18 protein-coding genes are annotated in these 19461 nt (G+C 54.9%); 11 read left to right on the forward strand and 7 right to left on the reverse strand.

Annotated elements, in window-relative coordinates:
* Positions 1–10 precede the first annotated feature (10 nt).
* Together ACMYSP_RS04860 and ACMYSP_RS04865 are read left to right on the forward strand one after the other, a co-directional pair.
* Positions 11–2377, forward strand: coding sequence for a TIM-barrel domain-containing protein (locus ACMYSP_RS04860; protein WP_434585804.1), 2367 nt, complete (start codon positions 11–13; stop codon positions 2375–2377).
* Between the two features lie 146 nt (positions 2378–2523).
* A complete protein-coding gene (locus tag ACMYSP_RS04865) occupies positions 2524–2775 on the forward strand; it encodes a hypothetical protein (protein WP_434585805.1) in 252 nt (83 codons plus the stop codon).
* 325 nt (positions 2776–3100) lie between these two features.
* Here ACMYSP_RS04865 and ACMYSP_RS04870 read toward each other — a convergent pair whose 3' ends face one another.
* Positions 3101–4696 carry an ABC-F family ATPase gene (locus tag ACMYSP_RS04870; protein ID WP_123756085.1) on the reverse strand — a complete coding sequence of 532 codons (1596 nt, stop codon included), beginning with the start codon at positions 4694–4696 and terminating at the stop codon, positions 3101–3103.
* A 176-nt stretch (positions 4697–4872) separates the two neighbouring features.
* On the opposite strand from ACMYSP_RS04870, the gene ACMYSP_RS04875 reads away from it, so the two are divergent.
* The gene (locus ACMYSP_RS04875) at positions 4873–5655 is read left to right on the forward strand and encodes a tyrosine-protein phosphatase (RefSeq protein WP_434585806.1); all 783 of its coding nucleotides are present in this window, start codon (positions 4873–4875) and stop codon (positions 5653–5655) included.
* A gap of 202 nt (positions 5656–5857) precedes the next feature.
* On the forward strand, positions 5858–6772 hold the full coding sequence (gene ldtB / locus ACMYSP_RS04880) for a L,D-transpeptidase (protein ID WP_434585807.1): 915 nt from the start codon (positions 5858–5860) through the stop codon (positions 6770–6772).
* 149 nt (positions 6773–6921) lie between these two features.
* Here the strand turns inward: ldtB and ACMYSP_RS04885 are convergent, their stop codons facing one another.
* The 5 genes from ACMYSP_RS04885 to mntR all read right to left on the reverse strand — a co-directional run bounded on the left by ACMYSP_RS04885 (position 6922) and on the right by mntR (position 12023).
* Entirely contained in the window at positions 6922–7638 is a 717-nt protein-coding gene (locus ACMYSP_RS04885) for a GntR family transcriptional regulator (protein ID WP_434585808.1), read from the reverse strand.
* A gap of 103 nt (positions 7639–7741) precedes the next feature.
* Positions 7742–9118 carry a glycoside hydrolase family 1 protein gene (locus ACMYSP_RS04890; RefSeq protein ID WP_434585809.1) on the reverse strand — a complete coding sequence of 459 codons (1377 nt, stop codon included), beginning with the start codon at positions 9116–9118 and terminating at the stop codon, positions 7742–7744.
* A gap of 174 nt (positions 9119–9292) precedes the next feature.
* On the reverse strand, positions 9293–10333 hold the full coding sequence (locus ACMYSP_RS04895; RefSeq protein WP_434585810.1) for an aldo/keto reductase: 1041 nt from the start codon (positions 10331–10333) through the stop codon (positions 9293–9295).
* Between the two features lie 107 nt (positions 10334–10440).
* Entirely contained in the window at positions 10441–11553 is a 1113-nt protein-coding gene (locus tag ACMYSP_RS04900) for an anion transporter (RefSeq protein ID WP_434585811.1), read from the reverse strand.
* Positions 11550–12023, reverse strand: coding sequence for a manganese-binding transcriptional regulator MntR (gene mntR, locus ACMYSP_RS04905; RefSeq protein WP_434585812.1), 474 nt, complete (start codon positions 12021–12023; stop codon positions 11550–11552). The genes ACMYSP_RS04900 and mntR overlap by 4 nt, the downstream gene beginning before the upstream one ends.
* A 181-nt stretch (positions 12024–12204) precedes the next feature.
* On the opposite strand from mntR, the gene mntS reads away from it, so the two are divergent.
* Positions 12205–12330, forward strand: a complete 126-nt coding sequence (gene mntS, locus ACMYSP_RS04910; RefSeq protein WP_434585813.1) for a manganase accumulation protein MntS — start codon at positions 12205–12207, stop codon at positions 12328–12330.
* Between the two features lie 268 nt (positions 12331–12598).
* A complete protein-coding gene (locus ACMYSP_RS04915; protein ID WP_434585814.1) occupies positions 12599–14176 on the forward strand; it encodes a phosphoethanolamine transferase in 1578 nt (525 codons plus the stop codon).
* A 105-nt stretch (positions 14177–14281) separates the two neighbouring features.
* Here the strand turns inward: ACMYSP_RS04915 and ompX are convergent, their stop codons facing one another.
* Positions 14282–14791 carry an outer membrane protein OmpX gene (ompX, locus tag ACMYSP_RS04920; protein ID WP_123756074.1) on the reverse strand — a complete coding sequence of 170 codons (510 nt, stop codon included), beginning with the start codon at positions 14789–14791 and terminating at the stop codon, positions 14282–14284.
* A 353-nt stretch (positions 14792–15144) separates the two neighbouring features.
* Here ompX and rhtA point away from each other — a divergent pair, with 353 nt between their 5' ends.
* The 5 genes from rhtA to glnQ all read left to right on the forward strand — a co-directional run bounded on the left by rhtA (position 15145) and on the right by glnQ (position 19455).
* Positions 15145–16032 (forward strand): threonine/homoserine exporter RhtA, encoded by an 888-nt coding sequence (gene rhtA / locus ACMYSP_RS04925; RefSeq protein ID WP_434585815.1) that lies wholly within the window; start codon positions 15145–15147, stop codon positions 16030–16032.
* Between the two features lie 244 nt (positions 16033–16276).
* Complete coding sequence (gene dps / locus ACMYSP_RS04930; protein ID WP_123756072.1) at positions 16277–16780, forward strand: DNA starvation/stationary phase protection protein Dps; 504 nt, start codon at positions 16277–16279, stop codon at positions 16778–16780.
* Positions 16781–17180: 400 nt separating this feature from the next.
* On the forward strand, positions 17181–17927 hold the full coding sequence (gene glnH / locus ACMYSP_RS04935) for a glutamine ABC transporter substrate-binding protein GlnH (protein WP_123756071.1): 747 nt from the start codon (positions 17181–17183) through the stop codon (positions 17925–17927).
* A gap of 149 nt (positions 17928–18076) precedes the next feature.
* Complete coding sequence (gene glnP / locus ACMYSP_RS04940) at positions 18077–18736, forward strand: glutamine ABC transporter permease GlnP (protein WP_100684049.1); 660 nt, start codon at positions 18077–18079, stop codon at positions 18734–18736.
* Positions 18733–19455, forward strand: coding sequence for a glutamine ABC transporter ATP-binding protein GlnQ (glnQ, locus tag ACMYSP_RS04945; RefSeq protein ID WP_434585816.1), 723 nt, complete (start codon positions 18733–18735; stop codon positions 19453–19455). Before glnP ends, glnQ begins: the two co-directional genes overlap by 4 nt.
* The last annotated feature ends 6 nt before the right edge of the window (positions 19456–19461 follow it).

Below are 19461 nucleotides of genomic sequence, written 5' to 3' on the forward strand. Positions count from 1 at the left end.
GGATATAAAGATGAAAACGCTTAAACATTGGACCTTACATCAACAGCTTGCCCATCATGTTGAGCTGACTATCGACGGGCAGCACACGCTGTGCCTGTATGTGCTGGAAGAGAGCCTGTTCCGCGTGCAGCTGAAGCGCAAAGGCGGGCTGGCGCTGGACCGCACCTGGAGCATTGCACCGCAGCAGGATGTTCCGTGGGAGGGGCGCCAACGCGATGACCTGAGCGGCTTTAGCCTCCCCGCCTGGACCCTTGAACAGCAGGGCGACAGCCTGACGATCGCCACCGAACAACTGCGCGTCACCGTCCACCAGCCGCTGTGGCTGGAGTGGAGCTATCGCCACGACGACGGCGAGTGGCAGCCGCTGGTGAGCGACCGTCCAACCAGCGCCTATTTACTCAATACCCACGGCGACGGCGTGGCGCACTACCTGAGCCGCCGCAAAGACGAACGCTTTTACGGGCTGGGCGAAAAAGCCGGCGATCTGCAGCGCAACGGTAAACGCTACGAGATGCGTAACCTCGATGCGATGGGCTATAACGCGGTCAGCACCGACCCGCTGTATAAGCACGTTCCTTTTACCCTCACCCAGCGCAGCGACATCAGCTATGGCCTGTTCTACGACAACCTGAGCAGCTGCTGGCTGGACCTGGGCAATGAAATTGATAACTATCACACCGCCTATCGCCGCTGGCAGGCGGAAGCCGGCGACATCGATTACTACATGTTCACCGGCCGCCGCGCCCTCGACGTCACCAAGGCGTTTGTCCGCCTGACCGGTAAAACGCTGTTTGGGCCGAAATGGAGCCTTGGCTACAGCGGTTCCACCATGCATTACACCGATGCGCCAGATGCGCAAAACCAGCTGATGAACTTTATCCGCCTGTGTGAGGAGCACGCGATTCCCTGCGACTCGTTCCAGCTCTCTTCCGGCTACACCTCGATCAACGGCAAGCGCTACGTCTTTAACTGGAACTATGACAAGGTGCCGCAGCCCACGGTGATGAGCCAGCGCTTCCATGACGCCGGGATAAAGCTCGCCGCCAACATTAAGCCCTGCCTGCTCCAGGACCACCCGCGCTATGGCGAAGTGGCGGAAAAAGGATTATTTATCCGCGATTCCGAAATTGATGCGCCGGAACGCTCCAGCTTCTGGGATGACGAAGGCTCGCATCTCGATTTCACCAACCCGCAGGCCGTCGCCTGGTGGCAGGAGGGCGTGACCCGCCAGCTGCTGGAGATGGGTATCGACTCCACCTGGAACGATAACAACGAATTTGAGGTCTGGGACGGCGAAGCGCGCTGTCACGGCTTTGGTCAAACTATCGCCATCAAACATATTCGCCCGGTGATGCCGCTGTTGATGATGCGCGCCTCGATGGAAGCCCAGCAGCGTTTCGCCCCGGAAAAGCGGCCGTACCTGATCTCCCGCTCCGGCTGCGCCGGGATGCAGCGCTACGTACAGACATGGAGCGGCGACAACCGGACCAACTGGGATACCCTGCGCTATAACACCCGCATGGGGCTGGGGATGAGCCTCTCTGGCCTGTATAACGTGGGCCATGACGTCGGAGGGTTCTCCGGCGATAAACCGGATGCCGAGCTGTTCGTGCGCTGGGTCCAGAACGGGGTGATGCACCCGCGCTTTACGATCCACTCGTGGAACGACGATCGGACGGTCAATGAAGCGTGGATGTATCCGGCAGTCACGCCGGCGATTCGCAGCGCGATTGAACTGCGCTATCGCCTGCTGCCCTATCTGTACACTCTGTTGTGGCAGGCCCATGCCGACGATGAACCGATGCTGCGTCCGACCTTCCTCGACCACGAGCACGACCCGCAAACCTTTGAAGAGTGCGATGATTTCCTGCTGGGCCGCGACATTCTGGTCGCCAGCGTGGTGGAGCCTGGCCTGCGTCAACGCCGGGTATGGCTGCCGGATAATGCCTCCGGCTGGTACGATTTTTATCGTGGCGAGTGGTTTGCCGGCGGCCAGTGGATCACCCTGGACGCGCCGCTGGAAAAACTGCCGCTGTTGGTACGCGCCGGCGCAGGTCTGCCGCTCAGCGAGCGTATCACACATGTGGCTGCGGCAGAGGACGACAGCCGCGAGCTGAAGCTGTTCCCGCTCAAAGGCGTCGGAACCACCAGCGGACTGCTGTTTGAAGACGACGGTGAAAGCTGGGGTTATCAAGAGGGAAATGCGCTATGGCTGACCTGGGAAATGGTCTGCGACGGCCAGACGATTAACCTGAAGGTGACCCCGCGCGGCCATTATCGCCCGGCGTGGCAAGTATTGAACGTCACTCTGCCAGCAGGTGAAAAGCGCCAGTTGCTCATCAACGGTGAAGCTGCCAGCGAGTGGCGTCCGTCATAACCCCCCGCGCCCTTCCCGTTCGGGAGGGGCACCACGAATTGATGTCCACCTGTAACTAACTACGCCACAATGGTAAACCCGCGTGGCGTTTTTTATGCGTCGGCTATACCGTAAGAATGCCCCTTCCCTTATTCGGACTTCTGACGATGAAAGTACTGACTGCTCTGCTTGTTTCTCTGTCGTTGTGTTCCGCCAGTGCGCTGGCATTTCAGGAAAAGCCCTCACCCGAAATGCCCTTACCATCATCGACATCGGCCAAAACTACGGCCCTCAGCCGTTTTGCAGCCGATGAGAACGATACGGCGATTACTCAGGCTTATGGACCCGGAACGTTTACCAGCAGCGCCACAACCAGCGGTGGCTTCTTCGCTCCCGCCGTAACCGTACACCATCGCTAAGATAGGGCCTGTTTTCCGGGCGGGACGTTTTAGCGTACCGACCCGGCTGCCCGTCACCTCAAACCGCGGCAATCAGAAAACCAATTACCACACAGCACAGCACCAGAATCAGCACGGTCAAAATAATAATCATTGCACGCCTCTCTGTTCAGCTTCACAGCGCCGGGGATACGGTTGTGCCGTGATGCCACATCAGATTGCTATTAATTCACAGCATTGTGCAGTAAAGATGGAAAAATGATGGCAGTGCGGGCTGGTTGCGGGAAGGTTGAACAAAAGGCGGGAAAAATAACCCCGGCACGCAGGCGCGCCGGGGAGGCTGACATTAGTTGTCGATGCCTTTGCTACGCAGATAATCTTCGTAGTTACCGGTGAAGTCGATCACGCGTTCCGGCGTAATCTCAATCACGCGGGTGGCGAGCGAGCTGACGAACTCACGGTCATGAGAGACGAAGATCAGGGTGCCCTGATACATCTCCAGCGCCATGTTCAGCGATTCGATTGATTCCATATCCAGGTGGTTGGTTGGTTCATCCATCACCAGAATGTTCGGTTTTTGCATCATCAGCTTACCGAACAGCATGCGACCTTTCTCACCACCGGACAGCACTTTTGCCGGCTTTTTGATATCGTCCTGGCTGAACAGCAAACGACCGAGGATGCTACGCACCGCCTGCTCGTCATCGCCTTCCTGCTTCCACTGGCTCATCCAGTCAAAGACCGTCATGTCGTTGTCGAATTCGTACTCGTGATCCTGCGCGTAGTAGCCAATGTGCGCATTTTCAGACCATTTGACGCTACCGCTGGTGGCTTCCAGCTCGCCCACCAGGGTTTTCAGCAGGGTAGATTTACCCACGCCGTTGGTCCCGAGGACCGCCAGTTTCTCACCGACTTCAAGCAGCAGATTAACCCCTTTGAACAGCGGACCGTTTTCAAAGCCTTTCGACAGCGCTTCCACTTCCAGCGCATTACGGAACAGCTTCTTATCCTGCTCAAAGCGAATGAACGGGTTTTGACGGCTGGAGGCTTTCACTTCATCCAGCTTAATTTTGTCAATCTGACGGGCACGTGAAGTCGCCTGGCGAGATTTAGAGGCGTTGGCGCTAAAGCGGCTGACGAAGGATTGCAGGTCAGCGATTTGCGCTTTTTTCTTGGCGTTATCGGCCAGCAGACGCTCACGTGCCTGGGTCGCGGCGGTCATGTACTCGTCGTAGTTGCCCGGATAGACGCGCAGTTCACCGTAGTCGAGATCCGCCATATGGGTGCAGACCATGTTCAGGAAGTGACGGTCGTGCGAGATGATAATCATGGTGCTGTCACGCTCGTTCAGCACCTGCTCCAGCCAGCGGATAGTGTCGATGTCGAGGTTGTTCGTCGGTTCATCGAGCAGCAGAATATCCGGGTTAGAAAACAGCGCCTGTGCCAGCAGCACACGCAGCTTCCAGCCTGGAGCCACTTCGCTCATTGGGCCGTAATGTTGTTCGACCGGGATCCCGACACCCAACAGCAGTTCACCGGCACGGGCTTCAGCAGAATAGCCGTCCATTTCGCCGTAGGTGACTTCCAGATCGGCCACTTTGTAGCCGTCCTCTTCGGTCATTTCAGCCAGAGAATAGATACGGTCGCGTTCCTGCTTCACTTCCCACAGCTCGCCGTGGCCCATGATGACCGTATCCAGCACGGTGAATTCTTCAAAGGCGAATTGGTCCTGACGCAGCTTACCGATACGTTCATTCGGATCGAGGGAAACGTTGCCCAGCGTCGACTCAAGGTCGCCACCGAGGATCTTCATAAAGGTGGATTTACCGCTACCGTTAGCGCCAATCAGGCCGTAACGGTTGCCGCCGCCAAATTTGACGGAGATGTTTTCGAACAGCGGCTTACTGCCAAACTGCATGGTGACGTTGCTGGATACTAGCACGGGGTTATCCTGAAAAAGAGAATGAGAAGTGTGATACATCGGACATTATGCCAGCAAAACCATCACTTTTCACGGTTTGCCATAAAATCATAGGCACAGTCTGTGGTACGGTCTGCGTAATATTGCCCAATTTTTGTGCCTGAAACCTGATTTTTCCCTCAATCTGGAAGGAACCTATGACGACACACTCGCGCCATCCGGCATTCTTATCGCTCCAGGGCGGGATCAATTTTCGCGATCTCGGCGGTCTGTCCACCGTCGACGGTCGCCGTCTGCGCCAGGGAAAATTACTGCGCTCCGGCTCGTTGCATATGCTGACCACCGAAGACCTTGACCATCTGGACACCCTTCCGCTGACTCAGGTCATTGATTACCGCGATCCGCATGAAGCACAGCGCAGCCCCGATAAGCTGAATGGCCGGGCCACCTACCTCAACGCCCCTGCTAACCCGCGGATCTCCTATGTTGATGCCAAAGTAACGGAGCTGAACGCCGCCACGCTGAACGCCATCAACGGCGAACAGTTTATGCTGCAACTCTATCGTCATCTGCCGTTCAACAATGCCGCCTACCGCGAGTTGGCCGGCTGGCTAATGCAACCGTTCGAAGGTGCGCTGCTGCAGCACTGCGCGGTGGGTAAAGATCGCACCGGCGTCGGTTGCGCGCTGACGCTGTTCGCCCTCGGCTGCGATAACCATACCGTGATGGAGGAGTATCTGCTGACCCACGGGATGTTAAGCCAGGTCGAAGCCCATCTGCTCGACACGCTCGGCGATGAACTGAACGATCGTGGACGGCAGAATCTGGCAGACATCATCGCGGTGCGTGAGTCCTATCTCGCGGCGGCGCTGTCAGCCATTCATGAGCGTTATGCCAGTATCGATCTCTGGCTGGAGCAAGAGTATCAACTGACGCCACAGGCGCGAGAGGCGCTTCGCTCAAGGCTTCTGGAGGGATAGTCACTATGTTTTATCACACTGCACTATCTCAGGATTGATAAGACCTGGGCACGAGACTTGAAACAACCGGCAAAAAAGTGTGATTTCGTACACATCTGATTTCCCTGTTGGCGGGAATGCACATATAATGCGCTCCCATCTATTAGCTGAATAATCTGACAAAGGCCTGTGTGGCTTTGACACTGCACACGACATAACGAATATGAAAATATCGACACTTTTAGCGGCAGCCTTCGCTCTCGTCGGCTTTTGCAACACTGCCTCCGCAGTGACTTATCCGCTACCGACCGACGGTAGCCGACTGATTGGTCAGAACCAGGTGATTACGGTTCCTGAAGACAATAAACAGCCGCTGGAGTATTTCGCCGCGAAATATCAGATGGGGCTGTCCAACATGCTGGAAGCGAACCCGGGCGTGGACACCTACCTGCCGAAAGGCGGTACCGTTCTGAATATCCCGCAGCAGCTGATTCTGCCGGACACCGTCCATGAAGGCATCGTGATCAACAGCGCGGAAATGCGTCTTTACTACTACCCGAAAGGCACCAATACCGTGATCGTACTGCCGATCGGTATCGGCCAGTTGGGTAAAGATACGCCGATCAAATGGGTCACCAAAGTAGAACGTAAGAAAGCAGGCCCGACCTGGACTCCGACGGCGAAAATGCACGCAGAATATGCGGCTGATGGTAACCCGCTGCCAGCCGTTGTCCCTGCTGGTCCGGATAACCCGATGGGCCTGTACGCACTGTACATTGGTCGTCTGTACGCCATCCATGGTACCAACGCTAACTTTGGTATCGGTCTGCGCGTGAGCCACGGCTGCGTTCGTCTGCGTAACGAAGACATCAAATTCCTGTTTGAAAACGTGCCGGTCAACACCCGCGTTGAATTTATCGATGAGCCGGTAAAAGCAACCACCGAGCCTGATGGCAGCCGCTATGTGGAAGTCCATAATCCACTGTCCACCACGGAAGCACAGTTCCAGGACGGCGAAGTGGTACCGATTACGCTGACCAAAGAAGTTCAGGCGGTCACCGGTCAGCCTGATGTTGATCAAAATGTGGTTGAGCAGGCGGTCCAGAACCGTTCCGGTATGCCGATTCGTCTGAACTAAGCCTTGCCGCAGCGGCCTGAAAAAGGCGGGTCTGGCAACTGATGCCCATCCGCTGGCTGAAAGAAAAAGGGTTCATGTTAATCATGAACCCTTTTTTAATGGCGTCGGTTTAGCCCAGCGGCAACATCAGGCCTGATGCCCGCCCTTTTCTACCCGTTGTTGACCAGAATAATCCCGCCATGATCGTAGCGGTAATGGCAGTGGGCGTACTCAAGCGGCGTCCCGTCTTCCAGATAGATCACCTGCTCAACACCCAGCACCGGGTCGCTTTCAGTACAACAGAGATACTGCTGATCCAGCGCATCTGGCTTCATGGCCCGCACCACCCGATGCGACCCCATCAGCTTCAGCCCCAGCGTCTCCTGGACGTAGCGAAACACCGAGCTTTCCAGGTGGGTTTTATTCAGCCCCGGAACCAATGCCACCGGCATCACCGTCATATCCAGCGACACCGGTTCGCCATTCAGCACCCGCAAGCGGACAAAATCATAGACCGGCGCATCGGCATCGATCAGCAGCGAGCTTTGCTCTTTTTCTGTCGCAAAGCGCAGTTCAAAGCGGATGATCTGGCTGGCCACCTCGCCCAGATGCTCCCAGGTTTTAGTGGCGCCAAAATAGTCGCTCCCCGGCAGTTCCCACTGCGTAAGCTGGAGAAAGTTCTTGCGCACGAAGGTCCCCTGCCCCTTGCGGGTATAGATAAGCCCTTCGACGATCAGCTGGCGGATGGCCTGCTGGATGGTCATCCTGCTGGTGTTAAATTCCGCTGCCAGCGCAAACTGGTCGGGTAACGGGGCGCTGGCGGGATACTGCTGGCTGATAATTCGCTTCTTAATTTCCCGCGCGATCGCAAGATACTTCGCCGTCATTCCCCGTCCTTTTATTGATTGTTTTTACTGGTCTTTCTCTGTTCTCAGATGCGAACAAAGGCAGGCCTAAGCATACACCAAATGCCTGCCCGTCGCTCTGCCTCTACATCTCCAGACCCTGGCTACGAATCGCTTGTTTTAACCAGGCATAGCTTTTCTTCGGCACCCGCTTCAGATCTTTCAGGTCATGATTCTCGCGATTCACGTAAACGACGCCGTAGCGCTTGCGCATATCGCCCTGCGAACTGAGGATATCAATCAATCCCCATCCCAGATAACCGATCACCTCGGCGCCATCTTCAAACATCGCCTCTTTCATCGCGTTAATGTGATCGCGGTGATAGGCAATGCGGTAATCATCAGCCACCGGCGTTTCGCCATCCCAGGACTCAATCACGCCGATGCCGTTTTCAATCGGAAACACCGGCAGCCGCCAGTCGTTGTAATAGCGGGTAATGATCATCCGAAAACCGAGCGGGTCGATCTGCCAGTTCCATTCCGTCGCTTTCAGCCAGGGATTAGGCTTGTCGCCGGACAACATATAATAATTCACCGGCGTACCTGCAGGCAGCGGATCGCTGTCGAGAGTGCGGCTGGCATAGTAGCTGAAGGCCAGATAGTCGACTTTCACCGTCGCCATCAGCGCCAGATCGTCCTCGCGATAGATGTCGCTAAACCCCTCTTTTGCCACAAAGTGCATCACTTCCGGGCTGTAACCTTCCCCGGCAAAAGCACGCAGCAGGTTCTGATTGAAGAACTCATCCAACTGCTGGGCGCAGAGCACATCCCGCGGTTTACAAGTCGCCGGATAGACCTGGGCGTGCGCCAGCATACCGCCCATCAGGCACTGCGGCTTCGCCTGATGCAGATAATCGGTCACCTGCACGTGGGCCATCATCACATGGTGCTGAATCTGGTACAGCTCGCGCAGGGTTTTCTCGCCACGCAGGTAGCCGGTGATCAGAAACGCCTCTGGCATATGGTAGAGATTCTGCTCGTTAAAGGTCAGCCAGTACTTCACCTTATCGCCATAGCACGCGATCATCTTCTGCCCGTAACGGATGAACGCCTCCATCACCCGACGGTCGGCGAAACCGTTATAGCGCTCCGCCAGCGACAGCGGCATATCGAAGTGATACAGGCAGATCATCGGCTCAATACCGCGGGCGATCAGCTCGTCGATAAACTGATGGTAGAAGGCAATCCCCTCCTCATTAAACTCACCGTCCCCCTCAGGACACACCCGACTCCAGGCAATCTGGAAGCGATAGCAGTTCATACCGAGGTCCTGCATCAGATCGAAATCTTCCCGGTAGCGATGATAGGAGTCGGTGGCCACCTTCCAGTCAGAGGCGAATTCCGCAGGCTCGCGAATGTCGTACACCGACATCCCCTTGCCGCCTTCATTCCATGCCCCTTCCGTTTGCATGCTGGAGACCGAGTTACCCCACAAAAAATCAGCCGGCAGTGCTTTGTTCATCTCTCGCCCCTATATGACTAGTCATTTAAATTTCATGACTAGTCATATAGCTGAAATCCCTGAGGCTGGCAAATAAAGGATCGTTTTTTGTGAGCGGCACAAATAAAAAACGCCGGATCGGCGTAAACCGATCCGGCGTGCAATCTGCGCCCCCGGCGAGGGCACCACGGTCGTTTATTGTTGCGCGAGCTGATCGCGACGATATTCGCCCTGACGCTCCAGCATCCAGCCCGGATATTCTCGCGGCAGCGCGCTGACAGCATCAAGCTGCGCCAGCTCTTCCTGACTCAGACGAATATCGACCGCAGCGAGGTTATCCGCCAGCTGTTCACGCCGTTTGGCGCCGATAATCACGCTGCTGACCGCCGGCTGATGCAGCAGCCAGGCAAGGGCTACCTGGGCCACCGACACCCCTTTGGCCCCGGCGATTTCCCGCATCACATCGATGCAGTCAAACGCCCGCTCTTTTTCCACCGGCGGGAAATCAAAGGTCTGACGACGACCTCCGTCTTCCCCCTGCCCGTCGCGATCGTATTTGCCGCTTAGCAGCCCACCTGCCAGCGGGCTCCAGACCATCAATCCAAGCCCTTCGCTCTGCATCATCGGCACCATCTCGCGCTCCAGATCGCGCCCGGCAATGGTGTAGTAGGCCTGCAGCGAGGCAAAGCGCGACAGCCCCAGACGTTCGGAAATCCCCAACGCTTTAACGATTTGCCAGGCCGCCCAGTTCGACACGCCGATATAGCGCACGTGCCCCTGCTGCACCAGATTATCCAGGGCATACAGCGTCTCTTCGATAGGTGTCGCGGGATCAAAGCCATGCAGTTGATACAGGTCGATGTGATCGAGCTGTAGCCGCCGCAGGCTCTCTTTGACGCTGCCCATGATGTGATAGCGGGAACTGCCGCGGGAATTGACGCCGGCGGTGCCGGTTTCCCCAAAGACTTTGGTCGCCACCACCACGTTCTCGCGGGGGATTTTGAGGTTTTTCAGCGCCTGGCCGGTTAACATTTCCGAACGGCCTTCAGAATAGACGTCTGCCGTATCAATAAAGTTAATGCCTGCATCCAGCGCGCTGCCCACCAGCTGTTCAGCTTCGGCCTGGCGCAGTTGACCGATTTTGCCCCACATGCCGCCTTCGCCGCCAAAGGTCATGGTGCCCAGGCACAGCTCCGAGACAAACAGACCGGTGTTTCCCAGTTTTTGATAACGCATTGCACTCTCCTCATCAGGATGTTTACGCTCAGCGTGTTAGTTATACGCCAGAGTGAGAGAGTGCGAATGTGGTGATTCTGTCTGTTTCTTGCCCAATTCTCTGAACATCAGGCGACGCAGTGCAGCAGGAGATACCCCACCAGCGCCGCCCACAGCAGCATCGGCAGAGAATAAAGGTGGAAACGCCACCAGATCCGCCGGTCTGAGGCCATGCGTAGCGCAATAAGATTCGCCAGCGAGCCGGGCAGCAGACCAAAGCCGCCGACGTTAACCGCCCAGGCCAGCAGCGTTGAAGGGGGAACATAGTTGAGCAGCAAAATAGTGGAAGGTACGTTGCTGATAAACTGCGACAGTCCGATAGACGTCAGCCACAGACCGCCCGCTGACAGCTGGCCGACGCCGCTCAGGACCTGGTGCAGAGCGGGAAGCTGAGTCAGCAGGTGCACGTCGATGAACATCACCATAAAGACCAGCAGCAGCGACCAGTCGACGTGGATAATCACCGCGCGCGCCAGCAGCAGGAAGCCGAGGACAATCAGCCCCAGCCCCCACAGCTCAAGCTTCATTTCTAATGCCGCCAGGAAGACCAGATAAAACGCCAGGCAGCCCCATACCAGCTTTGGCTGCCACGACGGCGTCCGGTCCGAGTGTTGAAAATGCAGTCGGGTAGCGGAAAAACAGCACCAGCACAACGCCAGCAGCGTCAACATCATCGCCGTCGCCAGCGGCAGCATCTGCCCGATAAAGCCCAGGAAACTGAGGCCCGAACGCCCCCATAACAAGATATTTTGCGGATTACCGATCGGCGTTAACAGCGAGCCGGCGTTGACCGCCAGCGCCTCAAAAATAATCAGCCGGTTCACCGGGATCGCGCACCACTTCTTCAAAGTAAGGGTTAACGGTACGACGATAAACAACGCCACGTCGTTGGTCAGAAAGGTCGAGAGCAACGCCGCCGCCAGCACCATAAACAGCGCCAGCTGCCGTTCGGTGGCAAACCGGCGCGCCATTTTGCGGCCCAGCACATCAAAATAACCGCTGAGCTCAATCCCTTTGGTCAGCAGCATCAGCCCGCTGAGCGTGATAATCGTGTGCCAGTCGATGGCCTGGGGCCAGCTTTTCGGCGCAAAGGGCACAAAAAAGCTTAAGCCGCCGGCAACGATCAGCAACAGATGTAAAAAGCGGTCGCGCGCCAGCGACTGAACAAAGGGCAGGTTCATTCTCCTTGCGACCCGTGTTTCAGGGTGAACTGATGAAATGCCACCAGGGTTTCTTCACTGACGTGGTGCTCCATCCCTTCAGCATCGCGGCGGGCGATCTCCGGACTGACGCCGAGCACCAGCAGGAAATTCTCGACGATCTGGTGACGTTCGCGGCTCTCGTGGGCCAGCTTCTCGCCCTCCGGAGTTAAGAATACGCCCCGCCACGGAATCTGTTCGATCAGGCCGACGCTGGCCAGTCGTTTGAGCATTTTCGCGACCGTCGGCTGCGATACCCCCAGACGGGCGGCCATATCCACCTGACGGGCTTCACCCACTTCACGAATCAGGTCAGAAATCAGCTCGACATAGTCATCAATCAGCTCCCGACGGTGGGCTTCGCGCACCTGGCGAAACCCTTCAACGTGTTCTTCGACATTAACAAGCTGCGTCACTTTTTTTGTTATAGGTTTACCCGCGCGACGGTTCATTGTGCTTCCTCATACCAGTGACGCATCAAGCATCATCTCAAAAGATCCCCATTGTAAATGATTGGGCCCGTAGCACAAAAAATTAACGTTTTAGCCATAGCTATAAGATATAGCCTGTGCTATATCTGTATGTAATGCAGGCATCCTTCAAGGAGCGAAGGGCGAAACTACAGGAGGTCCCATGAACGAATTTAAGAGGTGTTTACGCGTGTTTACTCATTCCCCATTCAAGGTTCGCTTAATGCTGATTAGCATGCTGTGTGACATGATGAACGGCAAAAATCGTCAGCAAAAACCCAACCAGTAACGCGGCGTCGCGGCACGCCGCTTCATTTTTCCGTCATAATTGGCCGTCATACTGTCTCGTTTCACCTTTTTCCCGCCTCTTTTTTCAAGTTTTGTAAGCTTTCTCTCAAAACAATCCGTTATGCCTGGTTGACCTTATCATTTGCAAGCCCTATCGTTTGTCAGCCCTGCCACTACTGCGGCTCACAGAGACCCTCTTCAGGCACTGTCCAGCAGGTTTTACCCCTTGATGCCAGGGGATGCACATGGCGTCTTTTTGATTACTAACTATGAATGTCACCCTGAAAGAAACGCTGGTCGCCCGGGGATTAGTCCCCAATCCATGGACAGGATTTTATTTTTTACAGTCTCTGTTAATTAACCTGGCCCTCGGCTACGAATTTAGTCTGCTCTATACCGTCGCTTTTACATGCGTGCTACATCTGCTTTGGCGCACGTTCCCGCGCGCGCAAAAAGTCGTGGTGGGATGCTATTCCCTGCTCGCCGCGCTCTACTATCCATTCGGGCAGGCCTACGGCGCGCCTAACTTCAATACGCTTCTGGCGCTGCACGCCACCAACGTCGAAGAGTCGACGGAAATTCTGACCATCTTCCCCTGGTACAACTACCTGCTGGCGGTCTTTATTTTTGCGCTCGGCGTGATTGCCGTGCGTCGTAAACCGGAAGAACCCAAACGCCTGAATAAAGTAGAATTACTCGGCGTGCTGTTCAGTATCGCGATTTTCTTCCTGCAGCCGGTGCAGAATCTGGCCTGGGGCGGCGTGTTTAAAGTGATCGATACCGGCTACCCTGCCTTTCGCTTCGTGAAAGACGTGGTGGTCAATAATAATGAAGTGCGGGACGAGCAGTCGCGTATGGCGCAGCTCGCCAATATGAAAGACAGCTGGCACGTGATGGCGGTCAAACCCAAATACCATCTCTATGTGGTGGTGATCGGTGAAAGCGCGCGCCGCGATGCGCTCGGGGCCTTTGGTGGACACTGGGACAATACACCGTTTGCCAGTTCCGTAAATGGCTACCTGTTTAATGACTACATTGCCGCCAGCGGCTCGACGCAAAAATCACTCGGCTTGACGCTCAATCGGGTCGTCGACGGGAAACCGCTGTATCAGGATAACTTTGTTACCCTGGCGAACCGTGCAGGGTTTCAGACGTGGTGGTTTTCCAATCAGGGACAAATTGGCGAATACGATACGGCGATCGCCAGCATTGCCAAACGCGCGGATGAGGTGCAGTTCCTCAAAAATGGCGATTTTGAAGCCAATAAAAACACTCAGGATGAGCAGCTCTTAAAGCTGACCGAACAGGTGCTCTCGGTGCAGCGCACTCAGCCGCAGCTGATCGTTCTGCATTTGATGGGTTCGCATCCGCAGGCCTGCGATCGTACCAAGGGCAAATATACCGTCTTCGTACAATCGAAAGAGACCTCCTGTTACCTCTACAGCATGACGCAAACCGATGCGCTGCTGGGCAAGCTCTATCATCAACTGCAAAATTCTGGCGATAGCTTCTCGATGACCTATTTTTCCGATCACGGTCTGGCCTTTAAAGAGCGCGGCAAAGAAGTGCAGTACCTGGCGCACGACGACAAGTATCAGCAAAACTTCCAGGTGCCGTTTATGGTGTTATCCAGCGATGATAAAGCGCATAAGGTCATTAAGGCCCAGCGTTCTGCCAACGATTTCCTCGCCTTTTTCTCGCAGTGGACCGGGATAAGCGCTCAGGAGATTACCCCGCGCTATCGCTTTATCTCTGAACAGGGTGCCGGGCCAACCTTTATCACCAACTTCCAGTTGCAGAAGGTGGAGTATAGCCATCTGGGTACTGACGCCTTCACCATTCGCTAGCGCCGCTCGCCGCCCGTCAGCGGCGGCTAACCGCAGAGTGTCAGCCAAATTTCAGGCAAAAAAAATCCGCCCCTGTGAGGCGGATTTTTTATATCACCGAAGTGATTAGAAGCTGTAACCAACGCCAGCGATCCAGGTACCAACGTCAACGTTACGAATACGAGACTGCTCGTAGGAGAAGTCCAGAGCAACGTTTTCGATCGGGTTGAACTGCATACCAGCACCGTAGGAGAAACCGTAGTCGCTCATGTCGTGCTTGTTCGGGTAGCTGTTGTCCTGGAATTTACCGTGGCCAAGACCGACTACGCCGTAGATGCTAGCCCAGTCGTTCAGACGGTAAGCCGGACCTGCAGTGATACCGTAGTACTGGCCTTTCTGATAAACGCCGCCTTCGGTACGATCTTTTTCAGTGTAGGTGAAGGAACCGATAACACCCAGCGGGCTATTGTCTTGCTCGTAACGGTACTTCAGGTTGAAACCGCCTGCTTTGTTGGCTTCACCCTGCATGTCGCTCTGCGCGTAACCACCGGTAACGGTAGAAGTTGCAGCGAAAGCGGTACCTACGGATGCTGCCAGTACAACAGCCAGTGCTGAAAAACGTGCAATTTTATTCATAACCACCTCAAATGTGTTTCTAATAAGTCCTAAGCTTTAAATATATCAAAAACTTTCGAGAAACTCTTTTCACTTTACACTGTCTAACCGTGCTTTTCCTGTAACCAAAAGTTTCCGCAATTCTGTAACAATCTGGAAAACAACTGTTTTAATCGAAGACCCTGCTATTAACGCGCATTACTCACAGGGCGTGCATCCAGATAATTCCTAATCTGATAGTCGTTTAATCTACCCGTTGCGCTGCATTGTACGCATCTCTTCTGCGTTTTTTTCAACAATAGCTAAACCGTAGATGGGTTCTTCATTTACACTGGAACCTTTACCTCATTTGACAAACCCTGACAGGAGAAAGGATGCCCGGCTCGTCCCGCAAAGTACCGGCATGGCTGCCGATATTGGTTATTTTAATCGCGATGGTTTCTATTCAGAGCGGTGCATCGTTAGCAAAATCATTGTTCCCGCTCGTTGGCGCTCCGGGCGTCACCGCGCTGCGTCTGGCGCTGGGTACGCTCATTCTGGCGATCGTCTTTAAGCCCTGGCGCCTGCGCTTCACCGCAGAGCAACGCCTGCCGTTGCTCTTTTACGGCATCTCGCTGGGAGCGATGAACTACCTCTTCTATTTATCCATTCAGCGCATTCCGCTGGGGATTGCGGTGGCGCTCGAGTTTACCGGCCCGCTGGCGGTTGCGTTATTTGGCTCGCGGCGTCCGCTCGATTTCGTGTGGGTGGTTCTGGCGGTGCTGGGGCTGTGGTTTCTGCTGCCGCTGGGGCAAGATGTCTCCCAGATTGATCTGACAGGGGCATTGCTGGCGCTCGGCGCCGGTTCCTGCTGGGCGGTCTATATTCTGACCGGTCAGCGCGCCGGGGAAGAACACGGCCCGGCCACGGTAGCCATGGGTTCGCTGATTGCGTCGGTGATTTTTGTGCCGCTCGGCATGATCCAGGCCAGCGATACGCTGTTCCAGTGGGCGCTGCTGCCGCTGGGTCTGGCTATCGCGGTACTCTCTACGGCGCTGCCTTACTCTCTGGAGATGATCGCCCTCACCCGCATGCCCACCCGAACCTTCGGCACCTTGATGAGCATGGAGCCGGCCCTTGCTGCGCTCTCCGGGATGGTATTCCTCGGTGAGATGCTGACGGCAACGCAAACTCTGGCGCTGGGCGCGATTATCCTCGCGTCGATGGGTTCCACCTTAACCATGCGTCGGGACAGCAAAATCGAGAAAGTCGATATCAGCTAACGTTGCAGGCCGCTCTGCATAACCACAGGAGCCATGCAGAGCGGCAATATTCAAAGTTAATTATTTGATTTTATACACTTTACAGAACAGTCAACAACTCTACGCTATCAAACCGATAGAGACTACCGCCCTCCGCGTTGCCCAATCCGTTGTTATAATGAGTCCCATCAGTGACCGACTACACTTACTCCGGTCAATGCAAAATTGATGTATGACGAGTTTCAATATCAAGAGGAATGACACGATGACGACTGCAAAACTGGTTAAAACGAAAGCATCCAACCTGCTCTATACCCGCAACGATGTGGCAGATCAGGAGAAGAAGGCCACCATCGAGCTGCTCAATCGTCAGGTCGTCCAGTTCATCGACCTGTCGCTGATTACCAAACAGGCCCACTGGAATATGCGCGGCGCTAACTTTATCGCCGTCCATGAAATGCTCGACGGTTTCCGCACCGCGCTGACAGAGCATCTCGATACCATGGCAGAACGTGCCGTCCAGCTTGGTGGCGTCGCGCTGGGCACCACGCAGGTGATTAACAGCCAGACCCCGCTGAAAAGCTATCCGCTGGATATTCACACCGTTCAGGATCACCTGAAAGAGCTGGCCGATCGTTACGCCATTGTGGCCAATGACGTGCGTAAAGCGATCGCAGAAACTAAAGACGAAGACACCGCCGATATCTTCACCGCGGCATCTCGCGATCTGGATAAATTCCTGTGGTTCATTGAAGCCAATATCGCCTGATCCTCGCCTGTCGCCGTCAGCCTCGCTGGCGGCTTTTTCAGATTATCCTCAGATATTCGTCTTTTTATCTCCTCCGCCGTTATCCGCACCATTTTAGTGCATGTCATTGAACAAAATGCGCACTGAAGTAAATCAATTGTAATAATTACCTCACACAATCGTTACGGTAAGATTGTTTCCACCTGCTGTTTGCGTTAAAAATGCACTTGTTAAGCGATGCGTTAATGGCGCACCAAAACGACGCCCCACAACGGTGCATTTGCCGTTCTCTTTACCCTAAATCGTGCAACAGGATTCGCTTCGTTTGTTATAAAACAACAAGTTGTAAAACTGGCACGATTTTTTCATATGGTTACCCGTTCTCGCAGGGGATCGTCCCGTGGATATAAAAGGAAATGCTATGAAGTCTGTATTTAAAGTTTCACTGGCTGCACTGACCCTGGCTTTTGCGGTTTCTTCCCAGGCCGCTGAAAAGCAACTGATTGTTGCAACCGATACGGCGTTTGTTCCGTTTGAATTTAAACAAGGTGATAAATACGTCGGCTTCGACGTTGACCTGTGGGCCGCGATCGCGAAAGAGCTGAAACTGGACTACACCCTGAAGCCAATGGATTTCAGCGGCATCATCCCGGCGCTGCAAACCAAAAACATCGACCTCGCGCTGGCGGGGATTACCATTACTGAAGAACGCAAGAAAGCGATCGAATTCTCCGATGGCTACTATAAGAGCGGTCTGCTGGTGATGGTGAAAGCTGACAACAACGACATCAAAGATGTGAAAGACCTGAACGGTAAAGTGGTCGCGGTTAAAGGCGGCACCGGTTCCGTTGACTATGCCAAAGCCAACATCAAGACCAAAGACCTGCGTCAGTTCCCGAACATCGATAACGCCTATATGGAGTTAGGTACCGGACGTGCCGATGCGGTCCTGCATGACACCCCGAACATCCTTTACTTCATCAAAACGGCAGGCCAGGGCAAATTCAAAGCCGTCGGGAGTTCTCTGGAAGCGCAGGACTACGGTATCGCGTTCCCGAAAGGCAGCGACGAACTGCGTGAAAAGGTGAACGGCGCGCTGAAAACACTGCGTGAAAACGGCACCTACAACGAAATTTATAAAAAATGGTTCGGTACTGAGCCAAAATAATAATCAGCATCTCTTCTTACAGGTCTGCTGAGGTTTGACTCCCCGGATACCGCCACAATCCGCTATCCGGGCATCATCTCACCGCAGACCTGAGTCATTTTTTCACAGAGGGTGACCTCTGTTGTTCGACACGGTAACAGGAACACATTATGCAGTTTGACTGGAGTGCCATCTGGCCCGCCATTCCAATTTTGCTGGAAGGCGCCAAAATGACGCTGTGGATTTCCGTCCTCGGCCTGGCTGGCGGCTTGATAATCGGCCTCGTCGCCGGTTTCGCCCGCTGCTTTGGCGGTTGGATTGCGAACCACGTAGCGTTAGTCTTCATTGAGATCATCCGCGGCACCCCCATCGTCGTCCAGGTCATGTTTATCTACTTCGCCTTGCCAATGGCGTTTAATGATTTACGTATTGACCCGTTCTCGGCGGCGGTGGTGACTATCATGATCAACTCCGGTGCCTATATCGCAGAAATCACCCGCGGGGCGGTGCTCTCTATTCACAAAGGCTTCCGTGAAGCAGGCCTGGCCCTCGGCCTGTCCCGTCGCGAAACCATCCGCCACGTGATTCTGCCGCTGGCGCTGCGCCGTATGCTGCCGCCGCTGGGTAACCAGTGGATCATCAGCATCAAAGATACCTCGCTGTTTATCGTCATCGGCGTGGCTGAACTGACCCGCCAGGGCCAGGAGATTATTGCCGGTAACTTCCGCGCGCTGGAAATCTGGAGCGCCGTTGCCGTGATTTATCTGATCATCACCCTGGTGTTGAGCTTTATTCTGCGTCGTCTTGAAAGAAGGATGAAAATCCTGTGATTGAATTTAAAAATGTTTCCAAGCACTTTGGCCCGACCAAGGTGCTGCACGATATCGATCTGAAGATCAACAAAGGCGAAGTGGTGGTGATTATCGGGCCGTCCGGTTCCGGCAAATCAACCCTGCTGCGCTGCATCAACAAGCTGGAAGAGATCACCAGCGGTGAACTGATTGTCGATGGTCTGAAGGTCAACGATCCGAAAGTCGACGAGCGCCTGATTCGTCAGGAAGCGGGCATGGTATTCCAGCAGTTTTACCTGTTCCCACATCTGACCGCGCTGGAGAACGTCATGTTCGGGCCGCTGCGCGTGCGTGGTGCCAACAAACAAGCCGCCGAAAAACTGGCGAAAGATCTGCTGGAGAAAGTCGGCCTCGCCGAACGCGCTCATCACTACCCTTCCGAGCTCTCGGGCGGGCAGCAGCAGCGCGTGGCGATCGCCCGAGCCCTTGCGGTGAAGCCAAAAATGATGCTGTTTGATGAACCGACCTCAGCCCTCGACCCGGAGCTGCGTCACGAAGTACTGAAGGTGATGCAGGATCTGGCCGAAGAAGGCATGACCATGGTTATCGTGACCCACGAAATCGGTTTTGCTGAGAAAGTGGCATCGCGGCTGATCTTTATCGATAAAGGGCGCATTGCCGAAGATGGCGACCCACAGGTGCTGGTGAAGAACCCGCCGAGCCCGCGTCTGCGCGAGTTCCTGCAACACGTCGCCTGATGTCTC

Origin of the sequence: Klebsiella sp. R390, assembly GCF_051131745.1 — a bacterium.
Classification (GTDB): Bacteria; Pseudomonadota; Gammaproteobacteria; order Enterobacterales; family Enterobacteriaceae; genus Klebsiella.